This is a genomic window from Micromonospora sp. NPDC049301 (assembly GCF_040678715.1).
GTDB lineage: Bacteria > Actinomycetota > Actinomycetes > Mycobacteriales > Micromonosporaceae > Micromonospora.
The window spans coordinates 477,212-496,343 of the sequence record NZ_JBFAQO010000006.1 but is presented as its reverse complement, the minus strand read 5'-3'; the positions used below and the strand labels follow the sequence as shown (position 1 = coordinate 496,343).

18 protein-coding genes are annotated in these 19,132 nt (G+C 73.0%); 9 read left to right on the top strand and 9 right to left on the bottom strand.

Annotation, left to right across the window (positions count from 1 at the left end; genetic code table 11):
• The 6 genes from AB0K07_RS21055 to AB0K07_RS21030 all read right to left on the bottom strand — a co-directional run bounded on the left by AB0K07_RS21055 (position 1) and on the right by AB0K07_RS21030 (position 5,607).
• Complete coding sequence (locus AB0K07_RS21055; protein WP_363757079.1) at positions 1-1,554, bottom strand: HAMP domain-containing sensor histidine kinase; 1,554 nt, start codon at positions 1,552-1,554, stop codon at positions 1-3.
• Positions 1,551-2,252 (bottom strand): response regulator transcription factor, encoded by a 702-nt coding sequence (locus AB0K07_RS21050; RefSeq protein WP_074314148.1) that lies wholly within the window; start codon positions 2,250-2,252, stop codon positions 1,551-1,553. Before AB0K07_RS21050 ends, AB0K07_RS21055 begins: the two co-directional genes overlap by 4 nt.
• A 96-nt stretch (positions 2,253-2,348) precedes the next feature.
• Complete coding sequence (locus tag AB0K07_RS21045) at positions 2,349-2,957, bottom strand: PadR family transcriptional regulator (protein ID WP_363757078.1); 609 nt, start codon at positions 2,955-2,957, stop codon at positions 2,349-2,351.
• Positions 2,954-3,778, bottom strand: a complete 825-nt coding sequence (locus AB0K07_RS21040; protein ID WP_363757077.1) for a DUF4097 family beta strand repeat-containing protein — start codon at positions 3,776-3,778, stop codon at positions 2,954-2,956. The genes AB0K07_RS21045 and AB0K07_RS21040 overlap by 4 nt, the downstream gene beginning before the upstream one ends.
• 90 nt (positions 3,779-3,868) lie before the next feature.
• Positions 3,869-4,831, bottom strand: coding sequence for a lysophospholipid acyltransferase family protein (locus AB0K07_RS21035; protein WP_363757076.1), 963 nt, complete (start codon positions 4,829-4,831; stop codon positions 3,869-3,871).
• A complete protein-coding gene (locus tag AB0K07_RS21030) occupies positions 4,828-5,607 on the bottom strand; it encodes a GNAT family N-acyltransferase (RefSeq protein ID WP_363757075.1) in 780 nt (259 codons plus the stop codon). Before AB0K07_RS21030 ends, AB0K07_RS21035 begins: the two co-directional genes overlap by 4 nt.
• A gap of 152 nt (positions 5,608-5,759) precedes the next feature.
• Between AB0K07_RS21030 and AB0K07_RS21025 the strand changes: the two genes are divergently transcribed.
• The 3 genes from AB0K07_RS21025 (at position 5,760) to AB0K07_RS21015 (ending at position 8,305) form a co-directional block, all read left to right on the top strand.
• Entirely contained in the window at positions 5,760-6,407 is a 648-nt protein-coding gene (locus tag AB0K07_RS21025; protein WP_363757074.1) for a hypothetical protein, read from the top strand.
• 141 nt (positions 6,408-6,548) lie between these two features.
• On the top strand, positions 6,549-7,484 hold the full coding sequence (locus tag AB0K07_RS21020; RefSeq protein ID WP_363757073.1) for an ATP-binding cassette domain-containing protein: 936 nt from the start codon (positions 6,549-6,551) through the stop codon (positions 7,482-7,484).
• Positions 7,481-8,305: an ABC transporter permease gene (locus AB0K07_RS21015; RefSeq protein WP_363757072.1), complete on the top strand. Its 825-nt coding sequence runs from the start codon at positions 7,481-7,483 to the stop codon at positions 8,303-8,305. The genes AB0K07_RS21020 and AB0K07_RS21015 overlap by 4 nt, the downstream gene beginning before the upstream one ends.
• Before the next feature lie 71 nt (positions 8,306-8,376).
• Here the strand turns inward: AB0K07_RS21015 and AB0K07_RS21010 are convergent, their stop codons facing one another.
• Positions 8,377-8,784 (bottom strand): hypothetical protein, encoded by a 408-nt coding sequence (locus AB0K07_RS21010; protein ID WP_363757071.1) that lies wholly within the window; start codon positions 8,782-8,784, stop codon positions 8,377-8,379.
• On the bottom strand, positions 8,781-9,128 hold the full coding sequence (locus tag AB0K07_RS21005) for a hypothetical protein (protein WP_363757070.1): 348 nt from the start codon (positions 9,126-9,128) through the stop codon (positions 8,781-8,783). Before AB0K07_RS21005 ends, AB0K07_RS21010 begins: the two co-directional genes overlap by 4 nt.
• Before the next feature lie 289 nt (positions 9,129-9,417).
• Here AB0K07_RS21005 and AB0K07_RS21000 point away from each other — a divergent pair, with 289 nt between their 5' ends.
• The 4 genes from AB0K07_RS21000 to AB0K07_RS20985 all read left to right on the top strand — a co-directional run bounded on the left by AB0K07_RS21000 (position 9,418) and on the right by AB0K07_RS20985 (position 16,794).
• Positions 9,418-13,158, top strand: coding sequence for a multifunctional oxoglutarate decarboxylase/oxoglutarate dehydrogenase thiamine pyrophosphate-binding subunit/dihydrolipoyllysine-residue succinyltransferase subunit (locus tag AB0K07_RS21000; protein ID WP_363757069.1), 3,741 nt, complete (start codon positions 9,418-9,420; stop codon positions 13,156-13,158).
• A gap of 105 nt (positions 13,159-13,263) precedes the next feature.
• Positions 13,264-13,443 carry a DUF6104 family protein gene (locus tag AB0K07_RS20995; protein ID WP_363757068.1) on the top strand — a complete coding sequence of 60 codons (180 nt, stop codon included), beginning with the start codon at positions 13,264-13,266 and terminating at the stop codon, positions 13,441-13,443.
• 169 nt (positions 13,444-13,612) lie between these two features.
• A complete protein-coding gene (gene pta / locus AB0K07_RS20990) occupies positions 13,613-15,682 on the top strand; it encodes a phosphate acetyltransferase (protein WP_363757067.1) in 2,070 nt (689 codons plus the stop codon).
• On the top strand, positions 15,679-16,794 hold the full coding sequence (locus AB0K07_RS20985) for an acetate kinase (protein ID WP_363757066.1): 1,116 nt from the start codon (positions 15,679-15,681) through the stop codon (positions 16,792-16,794). Before pta ends, AB0K07_RS20985 begins: the two co-directional genes overlap by 4 nt.
• A 32-nt stretch (positions 16,795-16,826) precedes the next feature.
• Here AB0K07_RS20985 and AB0K07_RS20980 read toward each other — a convergent pair whose 3' ends face one another.
• Positions 16,827-16,997, bottom strand: a complete 171-nt coding sequence (locus AB0K07_RS20980) for a hypothetical protein (protein ID WP_363757065.1) — start codon at positions 16,995-16,997, stop codon at positions 16,827-16,829.
• 157 nt (positions 16,998-17,154) lie between these two features.
• Here AB0K07_RS20980 and AB0K07_RS20975 point away from each other — a divergent pair, with 157 nt between their 5' ends.
• Positions 17,155-18,051 (top strand): alpha/beta hydrolase, encoded by an 897-nt coding sequence (locus AB0K07_RS20975; RefSeq protein ID WP_363757064.1) that lies wholly within the window; start codon positions 17,155-17,157, stop codon positions 18,049-18,051.
• 91 nt (positions 18,052-18,142) lie between these two features.
• Entirely contained in the window at positions 18,143-19,108 is a 966-nt protein-coding gene (locus AB0K07_RS20970) for a chlorophyllase (RefSeq protein ID WP_363757063.1), read from the top strand.
• The last annotated feature ends 24 nt before the right edge of the window (positions 19,109-19,132 follow it).

The window sequence follows — 19,132 nt, the reverse complement described above, 5'->3', positions numbered from 1 at the left end:
TCATTCTCCCGCGTCGGACTGCGGCACCTGCGGCAGCCGGACCCGGAAGGTGGCGCCACCGCCCGGGGTCTCGCCCACCTCGACCGTGCCGTGGTGGGCGGCGACCAGCGCAGCCACGATGGCCAGGCCGAGGCCGGTGCCGGTGTTGCCGTCGGCCCGCCGGGTCCGCGCCGCGTCGGCCCGGTAGAACCGCTCGAAGACCCGTTCCGCCTGGTCCGGGGAGAGCCCCGGGCCGGTGTCGGCCACCTCCACCACGGCGAGGTTCCCCGGCTCGGCACGCAGCCGCAGGCTGACCTTGGCGTCCGGTGGGGTGTGCGTCAACGCGTTGGTGACCAGGTTGCCGATCACCTGACGCAGCCGCGCGTCGTCGGCGAACACGACGAGGGGGCCGGAGCCCGGCTCGATGTCCAGCTCGATCCGCCGGTCGGGGGCGACCGCCCGGGCGGCCTGCACCGCGTCCGAGGCGAGCACCGGCAGCTCGACCGGGGCGAGCGAGAGCGGCCGTTCCCGGTCGAGCCGGGCGAGCAGCAGCAGGTCCTCCACCAGCAGCCCCATCCGGGCCGCCTCGTCCTCGATCCGGCGCAGCAGGCCGGCGGTCTGCTCCGGCGCCCGGGCCGCGCCCTGCCGGTACAGCTCGGCGAAGCCACGGATGGTGGTCAGCGGGGTCCGCAGCTCGTGTGAGGCGTCCGCCACGAACTGCCGCATCCGCTCCTCGGAGCGCCGGGCCCGCGCCTCGGACGCCTGCGCGGCGACCGCCGCGTCCCGGGCGGCGCTCTCGGCCGAGCGCGCCGCGGTCTCCGAGGCGGCCCGGGCGGTGAACGCCGCCTCGATCTGGGTGAGCATCGCGTTCAGCGCGCGGGAGAGCCGGCCCAGTTCGGAGGTGGGATGCTCCTGCCCCTGCTCCGGGTCGGGCACCCGGCGGGTCAGGTCGCCGCCGGCGATGGCGGCGGCGGTGCGTTCGATCTCCACCAGCGGCTTGAGGCTGGTCCGCACGATCGCCGCGCCCACCGAGGCCAGCATGATCAGCACTGCCCCGCCGACCAGCAGGTCGATCCAGGCCAACCGCTTGACGGCGAGGTCGACATCGGTCAGGTGCTCGCCGATCGCCGCCCTCTGGCCGCCGGGCAGCTCGGTGTAGAGCATCCGCCAGCGCACCGAGCTGTCCCGGGCGCGGACGGTGCGCGGGCTGTCCTTCTGTGCCCTTTCCTGCGCTGCGAACCCGGCCTCGTCGCCCGGCCACGGCGGCAGGTCGCTCACCGTGAAGCGGGACTTGTCGTACGCGAAGCCCAGCACCTTGCCGGTGTTGCGGTCGGTCAGCACCACCACGTAGTCGCTGGGCAGGTAGACGTCGTTCGACGACGGCAACTGGATCCGGTTTGCCGACTCGCGCAGTTCGAGGTCGATCTGGTCGACCAGGTAGCTGTGCAGGAAGTACGCGGTCGAGACGCTGATCACCACCAGGGCGCCGGCGACCAACGCCAGCACCGAGGCGACCAGTTTGATCCGCAGTGGTACGGCCCGCAGCCGCCCCTTCGCCTGCTGGACCCCGTTCACGCCGCCGGCTTGCGCAGCACGTACCCGACACCGCGGAGGGTGTGGATGAGCCGGGGCTGGCTGGTGTCGACCTTGCGCCGCAGGTAGGAGATGTAGGACTCGACGATGTTGTCGTCGCCGCGGAAGTCGTAGTTCCAGACGTGGTCGAGGATCTGCGCCTTGGACAGCACCCGGTTGGCGTTGAGCATCAGGTAGCGCAGCAGCTTGAACTCGGTCGGCGACAGCTGCACCCGCTGCCCGGCCCGGTGCACCTCGTGGGTCTCCTCGTCCAGCTCCAGATCGGCGAACGTGAGCCGGGACGGGGCCTGCTCGCCGGTGGTGGTGCGCCGCAGCACCGCGCGGATCCGGGCGGTCAACTCCTCCAGGCTGAACGGCTTGGTGACGTAGTCGTCGCCGCCCAGGGTCAGGCCCCGGATCTTGTCGTCCGTGGCGTCCCGGGCGGTCAGGAAGACCACCGGAGTACGCGTGCCGCCCTCGCGGAGCATCCGGATGACCTCGAAGCCGTCGAGGTCCGGCAGCATCACGTCGAGCACCACCAGATCGGGCCGGTGGTCCTTGGCGGCGTTCAGAGCCGCGCTGCCGCTGGTCGCGGTGGCCACGTCGAAGCCCGCGAAGCGCAGGCTCGCGGAGAGCAGTTCGAGGATGTTGGGGTCGTCCTCGACGACGAGCAGTCGCGCCTCGGTCTGGGTAGCGGGCATGTGCCCATCATCGGTGACCTCACTGCACCGGCGCTGGACGCTTCCTGCAAAAATCCTGTGAGTCGGAGGTCGACCCCGACCGGTCGGCGGCGTCGGTCAGCGCAGCAGCCGGCGCAGGCCGTCCAGCGCGCCGTCGAGCAACCGGATCGCGGTGCGCAGTTGGACGTCGCTGAACTGCCGGGCCCGCGCCAGCCGGCCAACCTCGGCGGTGAACGCGGTCAGCCGCTGGTCGAGCTCGTCGAGCAGTGCCGCGCGTTGTCCGTTGGCCGGCGCCGGGCGGGGCGGCGCCGGAGGTTCCCACCGGTTACGCCGGGTCTGCCGGGCGGCCTCGCTGAGCTCCCGCTTGAGGTCGCGTACGGAGCCGCTCACCTCGCTGCGGATCTCACCGGCCAGGGTGGAGAGGTCCGCCACCGAGGCGGCGATGTCCGCCTCCAGGGTGGTCAGCTCACCGGCCCGCTGGCGCAGCTCGTCGCGGCCGGCGTCGGTGATGCTGTACGTCTTGCGGCCTCCGGCGGCGGTGTGGCTGACCAGTCCCTCGGCCTCCAGCCGTTGCAGGCGGGGGTAGATGGTGCCGGCGCTGGGCGCGTAGAGCCCGAGGAAGCGGTCCTCCAGCAGGCGGATCAGCTCGTAGCCGTGCTTCGGACCGTCGTCGAGGAGTTTGAGCAGGTAGAGCCGGAGCCGGCCGTGGCTGAACACGGCGGTCACGGCAGCTCCTCCTGGTCGGCGTCCACTCCTCGGGCGAGTAGCGCGATGCTCCCCGAGGTCGCGGACGCCCAGAGCTTACCCTCGCCGGCGCCGAGCACCCCCTCGCTGTTGGCCAGGGGGAACGTCGAGGTGCGCACCTGCGGGAACCCGCTGGTGATCCGGCCCGAGGCGGTGTGCAGCCGTACGTCGAGGTCGCTGTCCTCCCGGACGCGGACGGTGATGCTGCCGGAGACGGTGGTGAGCCGGATCTCGCTGCGGCGGGGGTTGTCGAGGTCGCAGGTGATGGCGCCCGAGACGGTCTGCGCCCGCACCCGGTCGGCGGCGCTGTCGGCGACGATCACCTCCCCGGAGACCGTCTCCAGGGTGAGGTCGCCGCCGACGCCGAGCGCCTCCACCGACCCCGAGGTGATCTTGCCGAAGGTGCCGCCGCGCAGCCCCATCAGGGTGATCTGGCCGGCGGTCACGTCGACCGTGGTCTGCCGGCGCAGCCCGGACGCGAGCAACGAGCCCGCGACGAGACGCAGGTCGGCGATGACGTCGGCGGACACCGCGACGGAGACGTCCACGCTCGGGTACCTGGCGAGGGACCGGAACCACCGCACGGCGTCCGCCCAGCCCTGACCGCGCTCCTGGCGGATGGTGAGCCGGCCGTCGGAGTGGGTGACCAGGACGGGCCGGCGGCCGACCCGGGTGACGTCGATCCGGGCCGGGCCGTCGGTGGCGACCACGTTGAGTCGCCCGCTCACCAGCCGGACGTCCAACCGGGTGACCGGACCGTCCACGGTGAGTCGCTGTGGACTGTCGACCGTCCATTCGGTCATGGCGCCCTCCCCTCGACGACGCGCGACGCACGTCCGACGAGAGGACAGTAACGCGATACATCGCGACAGCACAAGACTGTCGCGACTCCGTCAGGCGGCCAGGTCCAGCTCCCGGCCGGCGTCGGATGCCAACCCCGTCGGCGCGGGCCCGACGGCCGACGGCCGGACCGGGACGGCCGTGGGCACCGCGTGCAGCCGGGCCCGCGCCGCGGCCCCCACCGGGGGCGGCAGGTGTACGGCCGACTCGGCGGCCCGGGCCAGCAACCGCCGGTCGGCGTCGCGGGCCGGGTGCAGTGCGGCGGCGACCGTCACCGACACCACCAGCTCCCGCGCCGCGACCACCCGGGCCACCGAGCGCAGCAGGGTGTCCGCACCGAGGAAGGCGGCTGCGGTGGTGGCCGCCCCGGTGACCTCGCACCGGTAAGCGAGCCGCAGCGGCACCACAGGGCTACCCGAGTCGATGGCCGCCTGGAACATCGCGGGCCGGAACCCGCCGCCGGGGCGACAGTCGTCCGCGCCGTCCCCGGCGCACCAGGTCGTACCCTCCGGGAAGACCGCGACCGACCGGCCGGCGCGCAGCGCGTCGGCGACCCGGCGCACGGTGGCCGGCAGCGCCCGCGGCCGGGACCGGTCCACGAAGACCGTGCCCGCCGCCGCGGCCAGCAGGCCCACCACCGGCCAGGACCGGACCTCCCGCTTCGCCACCATCCGGGTCGGCGCGACCGCCAGCACCGCGAGGATGTCCAGCCACGAGACATGGTTGGCGACCAGCAGCGCGCGCCGCCGGGGCAACCGGCCCCGGATCACCAGCCGGACGCCGAACGCGCGCGCCGTGCCCCGGGCCCAAGCGCGCATCGCCGCCTGCCGCTCCGGCGCCGGCAGCACCGGCAGCAGCACCACCAGGCCCACCCCGGCCAGCAGCATGCCGGTCGCGGCGACCAACCGGAGCACCCGGCGTGCCACCGGCACCGTCGGCACCTCGCCGGCCGCCGGCAGGCACTCCTCGTCGCAGCCGGACGAGGGCCGCCAGAGGTCGCGCTGCGCGGCGGTCACTGCTCCGCCCCGCCCAGGAAGTGCCGCAGGTAGCGCGGGTTCATCCGGTCCAGCGAGAAGAGCACGTAGAAGTCCGCGACCCCGAAGTCGGGGTCGTACGACGGCTCGCCGCAGACCCACGCGCCGAGCCGGAGGTAGCCACGCAGCAGCGGCGGCACCGCGGCGCGGCCGAGAGGCTCGCCGGCGGCCACCGGGGCGACGGCGGCGGCCGGCTCGGCGAACCAGGGGCGCAGCGGGCGGACCCGCAGCGGCGGCGGCGCCAGGTGCCGGGCCTGGGCCTGCGCCCACACCTCGGCCACCGACCGGCCCCCGTCGGCCACCGGCACCGAGGCGCAGCCGCCGAGCCAGCGGGAGCCGCGCAGGTGCAGGTACCGGGTGATCCCCGCCCACATCAGGTTGATCACCGCACCCGAGCGGTGGTCCGGGTGCACGCACGACCGTCCCGCCTCGACCAGGTCGTCGCGGAGCGGGTCGAGCGCGGCGAGGTCGAACTCGTCCTCGGCGTACCGCCGGCCGGTGCGGCCGGGCGGCAGCAGCCGGTACGTCCCGACCACCTGGCCGGTGCTCTCCTGGCGGACGATCAGGTGGTCGCAGTGGGCGTCGAATGGGTCCACGTCCAGCCCGGCCTCGCCCGGGCGGAGGGTGGCGCCGAGTTCGGTGGCGAACACCTCGTGACGCAGGCGTTGCGCGGCCGCGACCTGGGTGGGGTCGTCGGCGATCAGCAGGGTGTATCCGCTGGTCGTCAGGGGTGCGCCAGCGACATGCAGAACGGCCATGGGATCTGTGTAGGTGCCTCGGGTTGCCATCGGCGGTGACCACCGGTGTCGACCGGGTGAACGCCGGCCGGCGTATGTGTCCGACCACGACCGTGCGAGGCTGCCGGACGCACCCGGCGACGGCGCCGGAACGCCCCCACCGGAGGTCGACGATGCGCATCGAGTCCCGCTACAACGGGCCGTCCGGCTCCGGCAACGGCGGCTGGAGCGCCGGAGTCTTCGCCGCCGCGGCCGGCGGTCCCGGCCCGGTCGAGGTGACGCTGCGCCGGCCACCACCACTGGAGACCGCCCTGCGACTGGTCGACGGCGAGGTCCGTGACCCGGCCGGTGAACTGGTGGCCGAGGTCCGCCCGGCCGGGGCGGTGGACGCCGTCGTACCGCCGGTCGACCGGGACACCGCGGTGGCCGCCGCGACCCGCTACCCGGGCCTGGTCGAGCATCCGTTCCCCGACTGCTACGTCTGCGGTCCGCACCGGGCGGACGGGCTGCGGATCTTCCCGGGCCGCCTGCCGGACGGCCGGACCGCCGCGCCGTTCCGGGCGCCCGAGCAGGTCAGCGACGCCACGGTCTGGGCGGCGCTGGACTGTCCGGGCGGTTGGACGGTGCTCGCGCCGGGCCGCCCGTACCTGCTGGGCCGGATCGCCGCCGTGGTCGCCGCGCTGCCGGCGCCGGGCGACGAGTGCGTGGTGACCGGCGCGTTGATCCGCGCCGAGGGGCGCAAGGCCCTCGTGCACACCAGCCTGTACGGTCCGGACGGCGAGCTGCTGGGCGCTGCCCGAGCCACCTGGATCTCCCGTTGACCCACGCCGTCGTCCGCAGGGAGGACCCGCGTCCACCCCCAGAGGGACCACGCCGTACGGACCGCGCCTGATTGACCTTGTTGCCCGGGGCCGTCACGCTGTGCCACGGCGTACCTCGACGCCACGCACGGGAGGAGAACGATGACTGACGGGCAGCGAAGCCCCACCAGCGACGGTCAGATCGTGGTGTCCGGTCTGACGAAGCAGTACAAGAACGTCCGGGCGGTGAACAACCTGTCCTTCACCGTCGCGCCGGGGCGGGTGACCGGCTTCCTCGGCCCGAACGGCGCCGGCAAGACCACCACGCTGCGCATGCTGCTGAACCTGGTCACGCCGACCGCCGGCACGGCCACCATCAGCGGCCACCGGTACGCCGACCTCACCGACCCGCTGCGGCACGTCGGCGCGATCCTGGAGGCGTCGAGCGCGCACAAGGGCCGTACCGGCATCAACCACCTGCGGGTGATCTGCGCGGCGGCCGGCCTGCCCAGGCAGCGGGCCGACGAGGCGCTGGCCCTGGTCGGTCTGACCCCGGCGGCGAAGCGCAAGTTCAAGGGCTATTCGCTCGGTATGAAGCAGCGGCTCGGCATCGCCGCCGCGATGCTCGGCGACCCCCGGGTGCTGATCCTGGACGAGCCGGCCAACGGGCTCGACCCGGAGGGCATCCGGTGGATGCGGGGGTTCCTCAAGAACCTCGCTCAGGAGGGCCGCACCGTGCTGGTCTCCAGCCACCTGCTGTCGGAGATGCAGCTGCTCGCCGACGACGTGGTGATCATCGCGGCCGGGCAACTGGTCCGCCAGGGGCCGGTCGACCAGGTCCTCGGGTCGATGGCGCAGGGCGCCCTGGTCCGGGTCCGCACCCCGCAGGCCGAGGCGCTGATCACCGCACTGAAGGCGCTGTCGGCCACCGTCGACACCGGCGAGCAGGGTGTCCTGCTGGTCGGCGGGGTGGACGCTCCGGCGATCGGCCGGGCCGCCCTCGCGGCGGGCGTGGAGCTGCACGAACTGACCACCGAACGGCCCGACCTGGAACGGGTCTTCCTGGAGCTGACGGCCGGAAAGGCGGGCATCCGATGAACCTGGTCCGAGCCGAATTGCTCAAGATCCGTACCACCAACACCTGGTGGGTCTTCGCGCTGATCAGTCTGCCGCTCTGGGCGCTCACCCTGCTCATCAACTGGTTGCAGGCCGACGCCCTGACCAGCAACACCGTCACGGACCTGTCGTCCGAGCAGGCGGCCCAGTTCGAGGCCGCGGCCAGCCCGGACGCGCTCTCGTCGAACCTGTTCACCACCGGGCAGTTCTTCGGCCTGCTGATCGTGATGCTGCTCGGCATCATCGTGGTGACCAGCGAGTTCTTCCACCAGACGGTGACCACCACGTTCCTCACCACGCCGCACCGCACAGCGGTGATGAGCGCCAAACTGGCCGCGGCGGGTGTGCTGGCGCTGCTGTTCTGGCTGGTCACCACCGCACTCAACCTGATCGCCGGCGCGGCGGTGCTCAACGCGGTCGGGGTGGGCTCCCAACTGGGCAACGACGCGGCCTGGCGGGCGATCGGATTGAACCTGCTCGCGTACCTGCTCTGGGCGGTGTTCGGCGTCGGCATCGGGGTGCTGATCCGCAGCCAGATCGGCGCCACCGTGACCGGCATCCTGCTCTACCTGGGCGGTTCGATCGGCGCCATCGTGGTGATCAGCATCCTGGCCGCCCGGTGGGGTGACTGGATCAACAACCTGCAACTGCTGGTGCCGTCGCTGGCCTCGTCGCTGATGGTCACCGGGGCGGACATCCCCGGCAACCCGCCGCGCTGGGCCGGCGCCGTCGTGCTGGTGGCGTACGCGGTGGTCACCGGGCTGGTCGGCACCCTGCTGATGCGCCGGCGCGACATCTCCTGACCCGGACCGCCCCCGGGGCGGCGGCACGGCCGCCGCCCCGGGACGCCTCTGCCGTCGAACCCGCCGGCGGCTCACCCGCCCGGGCAGCCCCGGCCGCCGCTGATCGGGATGCAGTGGCCGACCGGCGGATCCGGCTCCTCGTCGGCCGGGGTGTGACCGATCAGCGTGCTGGTCGCCATGCTGCCGGCGAGCGCAACCACCAGGTACAGCAGAACCGTCCCGCCGAGCGCCCAGCCGAAGTGCCGCCGCCAGCCCGCCTCCCCGGCCAGCCCGGCGAGCAGCAGGCCGGTCAGCGGGAGCGCGGCGTTGAGCACGAGCCCGGCGGTCAGCAGGGCGTCGGTGGTCGCACCGAACGCCCGCGCCGCGTCGTGGGTCGGCGTGTACGGCGTGGACGTCCGTCGGATCAGGCCCACCACGAGCAGGAACGGCACACCGTAGAGCCAGGTGAGGAAGAGCCCACCGAGGCCGAGCCGCTTCACGAGCGACCCAGGTAGGCGGCGGCCACCACCGAGCACACCGCAACGCTGGCCGCCACGGACAGGGTGCCGGCCAGCACCGCCGAGGTGACCCGGCGGACGACCAGCGCGTTGACCACCGCCGTGACGATCAGCAACCCGACGAGCACCGGCCCGCCCCAGATCAGCCCGGCCAGCGCCAACGACTCCATGGGCGAGAGGCAACTGAACATCGCCGAACAGTCCTGCCGCGGCGGGCTCGGCACGCTGGTCGTCCCCACCACCACCGCCGCGATCGCGGTGACGTACCAGCCGAACGCGACCGCCATGCTCCTGCCGTACCGCTCCCGTGCCCCCGTGCCATCCATGCCGGCGATCCTGCCGGTGACCGCCCCGACGGGCATCCGTACCGGTACTCAGTCGCCGGCCGCCCGAGGGGCCCGCCGCAGGCCGGCCGGGCCCTACCAGTCCTCCGAAAGACCCGCAGGACTTGCTGAACTTCTGGCATCTTCTGTGAAACGGACCACGCGACCGAGGCGGAAATGCCTGCGGGTTCGGTACGGCGTAGCCTGGGAGCCGTCCTGTCCGTGCTCCGATCCGGGCGCGACGGACACCGCGTGACACACAAAACCCGCGTGAAAGAGGCGATTACCGGCCGTGTCGACCCAGCAGACTTCGCAGGAGAACCCACTGGCGGGTTTCGGCCCGAACGAGTGGATCGTCGAGGACATGTACCAGCGCTACCTCGCCGACCCAACGAGCGTCGATTCGGCCTGGCACGACTTCTTCGCCGACTACCGACCAGCGCCGGGCGCCGCCACACCACGTGGTGAGTCGACGGGCACGCCGGCCGCGGCACCGGAGCCGGACGGCCAGCCGGAGGCGGCCGCGTCGGTCAGCCAGCCCAGCCCCCCGACCAAGCCGGCGGCCGCCAGCAAGCCGGCCGCCCCGCAGCCGGCACCGGCCAAGCCCGCCGCCGCACCCGCCCCGGCGAAGGCCGCCCCGGCCAAGCCGGCCGGGAAGGCCGCCGCGCCGAGCGCCGACGGCCCGCAGACCACGCCGCTGCGCGGTGTCGCCGCGAAGATCGTCCAGAACATGGACGCCTCGCTGAGCGTCCCGACCGCCACCAGCGTGCGCGCGGTCCCGGCCAAGCTGCTGGTGGACAACCGCATCGTGATCAACAACCACCTCGCCCGTGGGCGCGGTGGCAAGGTCAGCTTCACCCACCTGGTCGGCTACGCGATGGTCCGGGCGCTGGTCCAGCACCCGGAGATGAACAACAGCTTCGCCGAGGCCAACGGCAAGCCGGCCGTGGTCCGCCCGGCGCACGTCAACCTCGGCATCGCGATCGACCTGGCCAAGCCGGACGGCAGCCGCAACCTGGTGGTCCCCTCCATCAAGGGCTGCGAGCAGATGGACTTCCGGCAGTTCTGGCAGGCGTACGAGGACGTGGTCCGGCGGGCGCGGCGCAACGAGCTGACCATGGAGGACTACTCCGGCACCACGATCTCGCTGACCAACCCGGGCGGCATCGGCACCGTGCACTCGATGCCGCGGCTGATGCAGGGGCAGAGCGCGATCATCGGCGTCGGCGCGATGGAGTACCCGGCCCCCTACCAGGGCATGTCCGAGGCGACCCTGGCCGAGCTGGCGGTCAGCAAGATCATCACGCTGACCAGCACGTACGACCACCGGATCATCCAGGGCGCGCAGTCCGGCGAGTTCCTCAAGGTCATGCACGAGCTGATCCTGGGCGAGCACGGCTTCTACGACGAGATCTTCACGTCGCTGCGCATTCCGTACGAGCCGGTGCGCTGGGTGCGCGACGTGGCCGTCAACTCCGAGGGTCAGATCAACAAGACCGCCCGGGTGCACGAGCTGATCCACGCGTACCGCGTGCGCGGTCACCTGATGGCCGACACCGACCCGCTGGAATTCACCATCCGCAAGCACCCCGACCTGGACGTCCTCCAGCACGGGCTGACCCTGTGGGACCTGGACCGCGAGTTCCCGGTCAACGGCTTCGCCGGCCGGAAGCGGATGAAGCTGCGCGAGATCCTCGGCGTGCTGCGCGACTCGTACTGCCGCCGCGTCGGCATCGAGTACATGCACATCCAGGACCCGGAGGAGCGGCGCTGGATCCAGGAGCGGATCGAGCGCAAGTACGAGAAGCCGTCCGCCGACGAGCAGAAGCACGTGCTCAACCGGCTCAACGCCGCCGAGGCGTTCGAGACCTTCCTGCAGACCAAGTACGTCGGCCAGAAGCGCTTCTCGCTGGAGGGCGGCGAGTCGCTGATCCCGCTGCTGGGCGAGGTGCTGGAGTCGTCCGCCGAGAGCGGGCTGGACGAGGTCGTCATCGGCATGGCGCACCGGGGTCGGCTCAACGTGCTGGCCAACATCGTCGGCAAGCCGTACGAGAAGATCTTCTCCGAGTTCGAGGGTCACCTGGACCCGCGCTCGACGCAGGGCTCCGGCGACGTGAAGTACCACCTGGGCCAGAACGGCAAGTTCACCACCCCGGACGGCGAGCACGTCGTCAAGGTGTCGCTGGTGGCCAACCCGTCGCACCTGGAGGCCGTCGACCCGGTGCTGGAGGGCATCGTCCGGGCCAAGCAGGACCGGATCGACCTCAAGCTGGAGGGCTACACCGTGCTGCCGCTGGCGGTGCACGGTGACGCCGCGTTCGCCGGGCAGGGTGTGGTCGCCGAGACGCTCAACCTGTCGCAGCTGCGCGGCTACCGCACCGGCGGCACCGTGCACGTGGTGGTCAACAACCAGGTCGGCTTCACCACCGCCCCGGAGTACAGCCGGTCCAGCCTCTACAGCACAGACGTGGCCCGGATGATCCAGGCGCCGATCTTCCACGTCAACGGCGACGACCCGGAGGCCGTGGTCCGGGTGGCCCGGCTGGCCTTCGAATACCGGCAGGCGTTCAACAAGGACGTCGTGATCGACATGGTCTGCTACCGCCGGCGCGGCCACAACGAGGGCGACGACCCGTCGATGTCCAACCCTCAGATGTACAAGATCATTGACTCGAAGCGTTCGGTGCGCAAGCTCTACACCGAGGAGCTCATCGGTCGCGGCGACATCACCGTGGAGGACGCGGAGGAGCTGCTGCGCGACTACCAGGCGCAGCTGGAGAAGGTCTTCAAGGCCACCCGGGACGCCGCCGCCGCGCCGCGCCAGCTCAACCGGCCGCGCCGCGAGGAGGAGCCGGAGCCGGCGGTCGACACCGCCACCGACGCTTCCGTGGTGAAGGCGATCGGCGAGGCGCACGTCAACCTGCCGGAGGGCTTCACCCCGCACAAGCGGATCCAGCAGCTGCTCGACCGGCGGGCCAAGATGTCCGTCGAGGGCAAAATCGACTGGGGCTTCGGCGAGATCATCGCGTTCGGGGCGCTGCTGCACGACGGGGTCACCGTCCGGCTCGCCGGGCAGGATTCGCGTCGCGGCACCTTCGTCCAGCGGCACGCCTCCGTGGTGGACGCCCGCACCGGCGACGACTACCTGCCGCTGAAGTCGCTCACCGGCGACGGCGAGCGGTCCCGGTTCTTCGTGCACGACTCGCTGCTCAGCGAGTACGCCGCGATGGGCTTCGAGTACGGCTACTCGGTGGAGAACATCAACGCGCTGGTCGCCTGGGAGGCCCAGTTCGGCGACTTCGTCAACGGCGCCCAGTCGGTGATCGACGAGTTCATCTCGTCCGGTGAGGTGAAGTGGGGTCAGCGCTCCGCGGTCACCCTGCTGCTGCCGCACGGCCACGAGGGCCAGGGCCCGGACCACACCTCCGGCCGCCCTGAGCGGTTCCTGCAGATGTGCGCCGAGGACAACATGCGGGTCTCCATCCCGACCACCCCGGCGAACTACTTCCATCTGCTGCGCCGCCAGGCCCTGTCGCCGAAGCGCAAGCCGCTGGTGGTCTTCACGCCGAAGTCGCTGCTGCGACACAAGCTCTGCGTCTCGGCGGTGGAGGACTTCACCACCGGCACCTTCCAGCCGGTGCTGCGCGACACGGCCGCCCCGGCGCCGGAGGCGGTCAAGCGGGTGCTGCTCTGCTCCGGCAAGATCTACTACGACCTGTTCCAGGCCCGGCAGGAGCGCGGCGTCACCGACACCGCGATCATCCGGATCGAGCAGCTGTACCCGCTGCCGGTGGAGGAGATCCGGGCCGCCCTGGCGCAGTACCCGAACGCGGAGGACTTCGCCTGGGTGCAGGAGGAGCCGGCCAACCAGGGTGCCTGGTCGTTCGTCGCGCTCAACCTGCTGGAGCACCTGACGGACGTCCGGCTGCGGCGGATCTCCCGCCCGGCCGCGGCCGCCCCGGCGGTCGGCTCGGCGAAGACGCACGAGGTCGAGCAGACCGCGCTGATCGAGGCGGCTCTCCCCCGCCCGTGACCTGACGCACCGCGAGAGCCGGGGCAGGGCCGTCACCACGGTCCTGCCCCGGCTCCGTCGATCCACCCGCCCGGCCCGCGCCGGGCCGAGCAGGAGGACGTACCGATGTACTTCACCGACCGTGGCATTGAGGAACTGGTCGAGCGCCGGGGCGACGAGCAGGTGACCCTGGAGTGGCTCGGCGAGCGCCTGCGCGACTTCGTCGACCTCAACCCCGACTTCGAGACCCCCATCGAACGCCTGGCCACCTACCTGGCCCGCCTAGACGACCCCGACGACGACTAACCCCACCCCACTCCACCCACCCACCCACCCACCCACCCGTTGATCATGAAGTTGTTGCGCGTGTCGTCGGCGGGTCACGGCAACAACTTCATGATCGACGGCGAAAGAGCCTGGGGGCGGGGGCCGGAGGGCCCGGGTCGGCGGGTGCGCGATCTTCTAGGGTGGGGACGTGGCCCGGAGCGTGTACCTGACGAGTGTGGGATCGGGCGGCGGTAAGTCGACCATCGCCCTCGGGCTGGCCGAGTTGCTGTCCCGCCAGGTCGGCCGGATCGGCGTGTTCCGGCCGTTGGTCGCCGACACCGGCCCGGACCCGATCCTCGCCCTGCTCAGCGACCGCTACCGGATCGAGCAGCCGCTGGCCGAGCTGGCCGGTACGAGCTACGCCAAGGCCACCGCGCTGGTCGCCGACGGCCGGCGGGAGGAGCTGATCTCCGCCATCGTCGAGCGCTACCGGGCGGTGGAGCGGCAGTGCCCGGCGGTGGTCGTGGTGGGCAGCGACTTCGACGACCCGGGCGACCCGGCCCATCCCCGGGAGCTGGCCTTCAACGCCCGGCTGGCCACCGAGTTCGGCAGCGTGGTGGTGCCCGTGGTGGACGGCTTCGGGCAGGAGCCGGCGACCGTCGCGGCGGCCATGCGCGGGGCGTACCACGATCTGGCCGACCTGGGCGCGACCGTGCTCGCGGTGATCGCCAACCGGGTGCCCGGTCCGATGACCCTGCCCGAGCTGCCGGTGCCCGCGTACGCCATCCCGGAGGTGCCGAGCGTGTCGGCGCCGACGGTGGCCGAGGTGGCCACGGCGCTGGGCGCCACCCTGCTCGCCGGCGACGACGCCGCGCTCGGCCGGGACGTGCTGGATTTCGTGGTCGGCGCCGCGCACGTACCCACGCTGCTGGACCATCTCACCGAGGGCGCCCTGGTGATCACTCCCGGGGACCGGGCCGACCTGCTCGTCGCCGCCAGCGCCGCGCACGTGGCCGGGCAGGTGTCGGTGGCCGGGCTGGTGCTGACCCTCGGCGAGCAGCCCGACCCGCGGGTGATGCGGCTGGTGGAGGGGCTGAACACCGGCCTGGCGGTGCTCTCCGTGCGCACCGACAGCTACGACACGGTGGCCGCCTCCAGCCGGATCGAGGGGCGGCTCAGCGCGGCGAACCCGCGCAAGGTGGAGGCCGCGCTCGGCGCGTTCGAACGCTGCGTGGACACCGACGACCTGGCCCGCCGGCTGCGGGTCAGCCGGTCGACCCGGGTCACCCCCCTGATGTTCGAGAACGAGTTGATCGACCGGGCCCGGTCGCGGCGCCGGCACCTGGTGCTGCCGGAGGGCGGCGACGAGCGGATCCTGCGCGCGGCGGAGATCCTGCTCCGCCGGGGGGTGGTCGAGCTGACCCTCCTCGGCCGGCCGGACGACGTCGCCCGGAGGACCCGTGAGCTGGGCATCGACCTCGGCGACGCGCACGTCGTCGACCCGGTCACCAGCGGGTGGCGCGACGACTTCGCGGCCGAGTACGCCCGGTTGCGCGCCCACCGGGGCGTCACCGCCGAGGTGGCGCACGACATCGTCGGGCAGCCCAACTACTTCGGCACCCTCATGGTGGCGACCGGGCGCGCCGACGGCATGGTCTCCGGCGCGACACACACGACGGCCGCCACCATCCGGCCGGCGTTCGAGATCATCCGCACCGTGCCGGAGGTCTCGGTGGCCTCCAGCGTCTTCTTCATGCTGCTCGCCGACCGGGTGCTGGTCTACGGCGACTGCGCGGTCAACCGTGACCCGGACGCCGCCCAGCTCGCCGACATCGCGATCTCGTCGGCCGACACCGCCGCCCGGTTCGGCATCGAGCCCCGGGTGGCGATGCTGTCGTACTCCACCGGCAGCTCCGGTGCCGGCGCGGACGTGGAGAAGGTCGCCAAGGCCACCGCGCTCGTCCGGGAGCGCCGGCCCGACCTGCTGGTCGAGGGGCCGATCCAGTACGACGCGGCGATCGACCCGGCGGTGGCGGCGACCAAGCTGCCGGGCAGCCCGGTCGCCGGCCGGGCAACGGTCTTCATCTTCCCGGACCTGAACACGGGCAACAACACGTACAAGGCGGTGCAGCGCTCCGCCGGGGCGGTCGCCGTCGGCCCGGTCATGCAGGGCCTGCGCCGGCCGGTGAACGACCTGTCCCGGGGGGCCACCGTGCCGGACATCGTCAACACGGTGGCGATCACCGCCATCCAGGCCGCCACCGAGGAGGCCTCATGAGCCGGGTTCTGGTGCTCAACTGCGGATCGTCGTCGGTGAAGTGGCGCCGCTACGACGGTGACCAGGTGCTCGACCAGGGCACCGTCGAGCGGGTCGGTGAACCCGGTGGCGGCCCGGCGGACCACACCAGCGCCGTCCGGCAGATCCTGGCCGGGCTGGACCTGAGCGAGCTGACGGCGGTCGGGCACCGGGTGGTGCACGGCGGCCGGAAGTTCACCACGCCGGTCCTGATCGACGACGCGGTGCTGGCCGCGATCCGGGACCTGGTGCCGCTCGCCCCGCTGCACAACCCCGCCAACCAGGCGGGCATCGAGGTGGCCCGGGAGGCCCTGCCGGACGTCCCACAGGTCGCCGTCTTCGACACCGCGTTCCACCACACCCTGCCGGAGGCCGCCGCGACCTACGCGATCGACCGGGACACCGCCGAGCGGTACGGCATCCGCCGGTACGGCTTCCACGGCACCTCACACGCATACGTCTCCCGGCGCACCGCCGAACTGCTGGGCCGCCCGTACGAGCAGCTCAACACGATCACCCTGCACCTGGGCAACGGGGCCAGCGCCTGCGCGGTGGCGAACGGCCGCAGCGTGGCCACCTCGATGGGCATGTCCCCGCTGGAGGGGCTGGTGATGGGCACCCGCAGCGGCGACGTGGACCCGACCGTGATCTTCCATCTGCGCCGGGAGGGTGGGCTGTCGGTGGACGACATCGACGACCTGCTCAACCACCGCAGCGGCCTGCTCGGGCTGACCGGCGTCAACGACATGCGCGAGGTGCTCCAGCGCCGGGCGGCCGGGGACCAGGCGGCGAAGCTGGCCTTCGACGTGTACTGCCGGCGGATCACCGGCTACGTGGGCGCGTACTACGCCCTGCTCGGCCGGGTCGACGCGATCGCCTTCACCGCCGGGGTGGGCGAGCACGCGGCACCGGTGCGGGCCGCCGCGCTGGCCGGGCTGGACCGGCTCGGCATCGCCGTGGACCCGGACCGCAACGCCGGTCACGGTGATCGGGTGATCTCGTTCGAGGGCACCGACGTGACAGTCTGCGTCATCCGCACCGACGAGGAACGGGAGATCGCCCGGCAGACCCGGGACGTGGTCGCGGCCGACTGACGCCGCCGGAGCGGCGGCCCGGCGGCCCTACCTCAGAGCGCCATCCAGGCGACGAGGGCCACCAGCAGCACGACGACCACGGCCGCACCGATGATCAGCGGCGTGCGGGACGGGGCGTCCGCCGCTGGCACTGCCTCCGGCGTCTGGGTGAAGGCGCGGAACGCCTCGGTGTTGCCGCTGGGGTCGGTGTAGTTCTCAGGCATGCCGGTGACCCTAGCGAAGCCGGTCGCGGCGCACCGCCCCCGCCCACTCCACCAGGCCGTGTCGACCCGCCCGGCGGAGCCGACCCGACCCGGCCGGCGGGTCAGCCGGGCCGGACGGCGGGGTCACCGCACGCACCCGGGCGCCTACCGTGGAACGATGGGGGCGGGGCGGCTGATCGCCGTAGCGGTGACAGCGCTGCTGGCCGGTTGCGCACCGGCCACCGCCGTGGCCGGCGAGGCCACCGGGCCGGTGTCGGCACGCCGGGCGCCCGAGGGGTCGTACGCCGTCGGCGTGCGTACGCTCACCCTCGATCCGCGCTCGGCGCGCCCCCTGCCGGTGACCATCTGGTATCCGGCTTCGCCCGCCGGGGTGACCGCCGGGCGGTTCCCGGTGGTCATCTACAGCCACGGCCTGGACAGCCGGCCCGGGCTGCACGCCGGGCTGGCCAGCCGCTGGGCGGCGGCCGGTTTCGTGGTGGCCGCCCCCGCCTTCCCGCACACGCGACGCGGTGCCGCCCGGTTCACCCGGGCCGACGTCCGCAACCAGCCGGCCGACTGCTGGCGGCTCATCCGGCACCTGACCCGCCTCGACGCCGATCCCGGTGATCCGCTCGCCGGTCACCTGGACCTGGCTTCGATCGCCGCCGCCGGCCACTCGGCGGGCGGGTTCACCACCGCCGGCATGTTCACCGAGGGGCACCAGGCCCGGCTGCGCGCCGGCATCGTGATCGCCGGGGGCGGGCTGCCGGGCAGCTTCGCCGGGCCGGCCGCCCCCCTGCTCTTCGTGCACGGCACGGCCGACCCGGTGGTGCCGGTCGCGGTCGGCCGTGCCGCGTACCGGCGCACCCCCGGGCCGGCCGCCTTTCTCAGCCTGCTCGGCCAGGACCACGGCGAGTACCTGGTCCCGGACAGCCCGGGGTTCGCCCCGGTCCTCGCCACCACCACCGACTTCCTCCGCTGGACCCTCTACGGCGACGACGCGGCCGGCGCACGCCTCCCCGCCGACGCCCACACCCCGGCACTGACGCACTACGAGTCCCGCCCGGCCCTCTGACGAGGGCCCGGCGCCGAGCACCGGGTCACCACCCGGACACGGCGGGCCATCCCGGCCGGGCGGGCCTGCCGGACAGGGCACAATTGGTTTCATGTCCCGTCGCGTCGCCCCCGCGCTGCTGGCCAGCGCCCTGCTCACGGCCAGCCTGGTCGGCTGCTCCGCGGACGCCCGGAAGGTCGCGAGCGGGCCGGCACCGGTCGAGGCCTCCTCCACCGCCGCGGCGACGCCGCGGGTACCCGCCGGGACCGCGCCACAGCGCGCCTTCGCCGTCGGCGTACGCCAGCTGAAGCTGAACCGGGACGGCCGGGCGCTGCCGGTGACGCTCTGGTACCCGGCGGCCGGGGAGCCCGGCGGCGCCGCCAGGCGGGCGGCCACGGCGGCGGAGGGCCGGTTTCCGGTGGTGATGTTCAGCCACGGCCTGGGTGGGCGGCCGGACGACTACGCCACCCTGCTGACCCGGTGGTCGGCGGCGGGCTTCGTGGTGGCCGCGCCGACGTTCCCGCACACCTCCCGGGGCGCCGACAACAACGTCCTCGACGTGCTCAACCAGCCGGCCGACGTGTCGTACGCCCTGACCCAGGTGCTGGCGTTGAACGACAAGGCCGGCGACGCGCTGCGGGGCCGGCTGGACGCCGAGCGGGTGGCCGCGGCCGGGCACTCCGCCGGTGGGGTGACCACCATCGGTCTCTTCACCGCCGGCCGGGACGAGCGGCTGGACGCGGGTGTGGTGTTCGCCGGGACGGCGCTCGGCGTGGGTACCGCGTTCGCCGGCGCGGCCGCCCCGCAGCTGTTCGTGCACGGCGAGCTGGACGAGGTGGTCGACTACGCGGCGGGCAAGGCCGCGTACGACAAGGTGCCCTGGCCGAAGGCGATGCTGAGCCTGCCGAAGGGCGACCACGGGCGGGCGCTGCTCAGCGACGGGGCGGCGCTGCGGGTGGTCTCGGACACCTCCGTCGAGTTCCTCCGCTGGACGCTCTACGGCGATCCGGCGGCCAAGAAGCGCATCTCCACCGACGCGAAGCGCGGCGACATCGCCACCTTCGACGACCACCTGTAGGAAGCCGGGTCGGGCGAAAGCAAC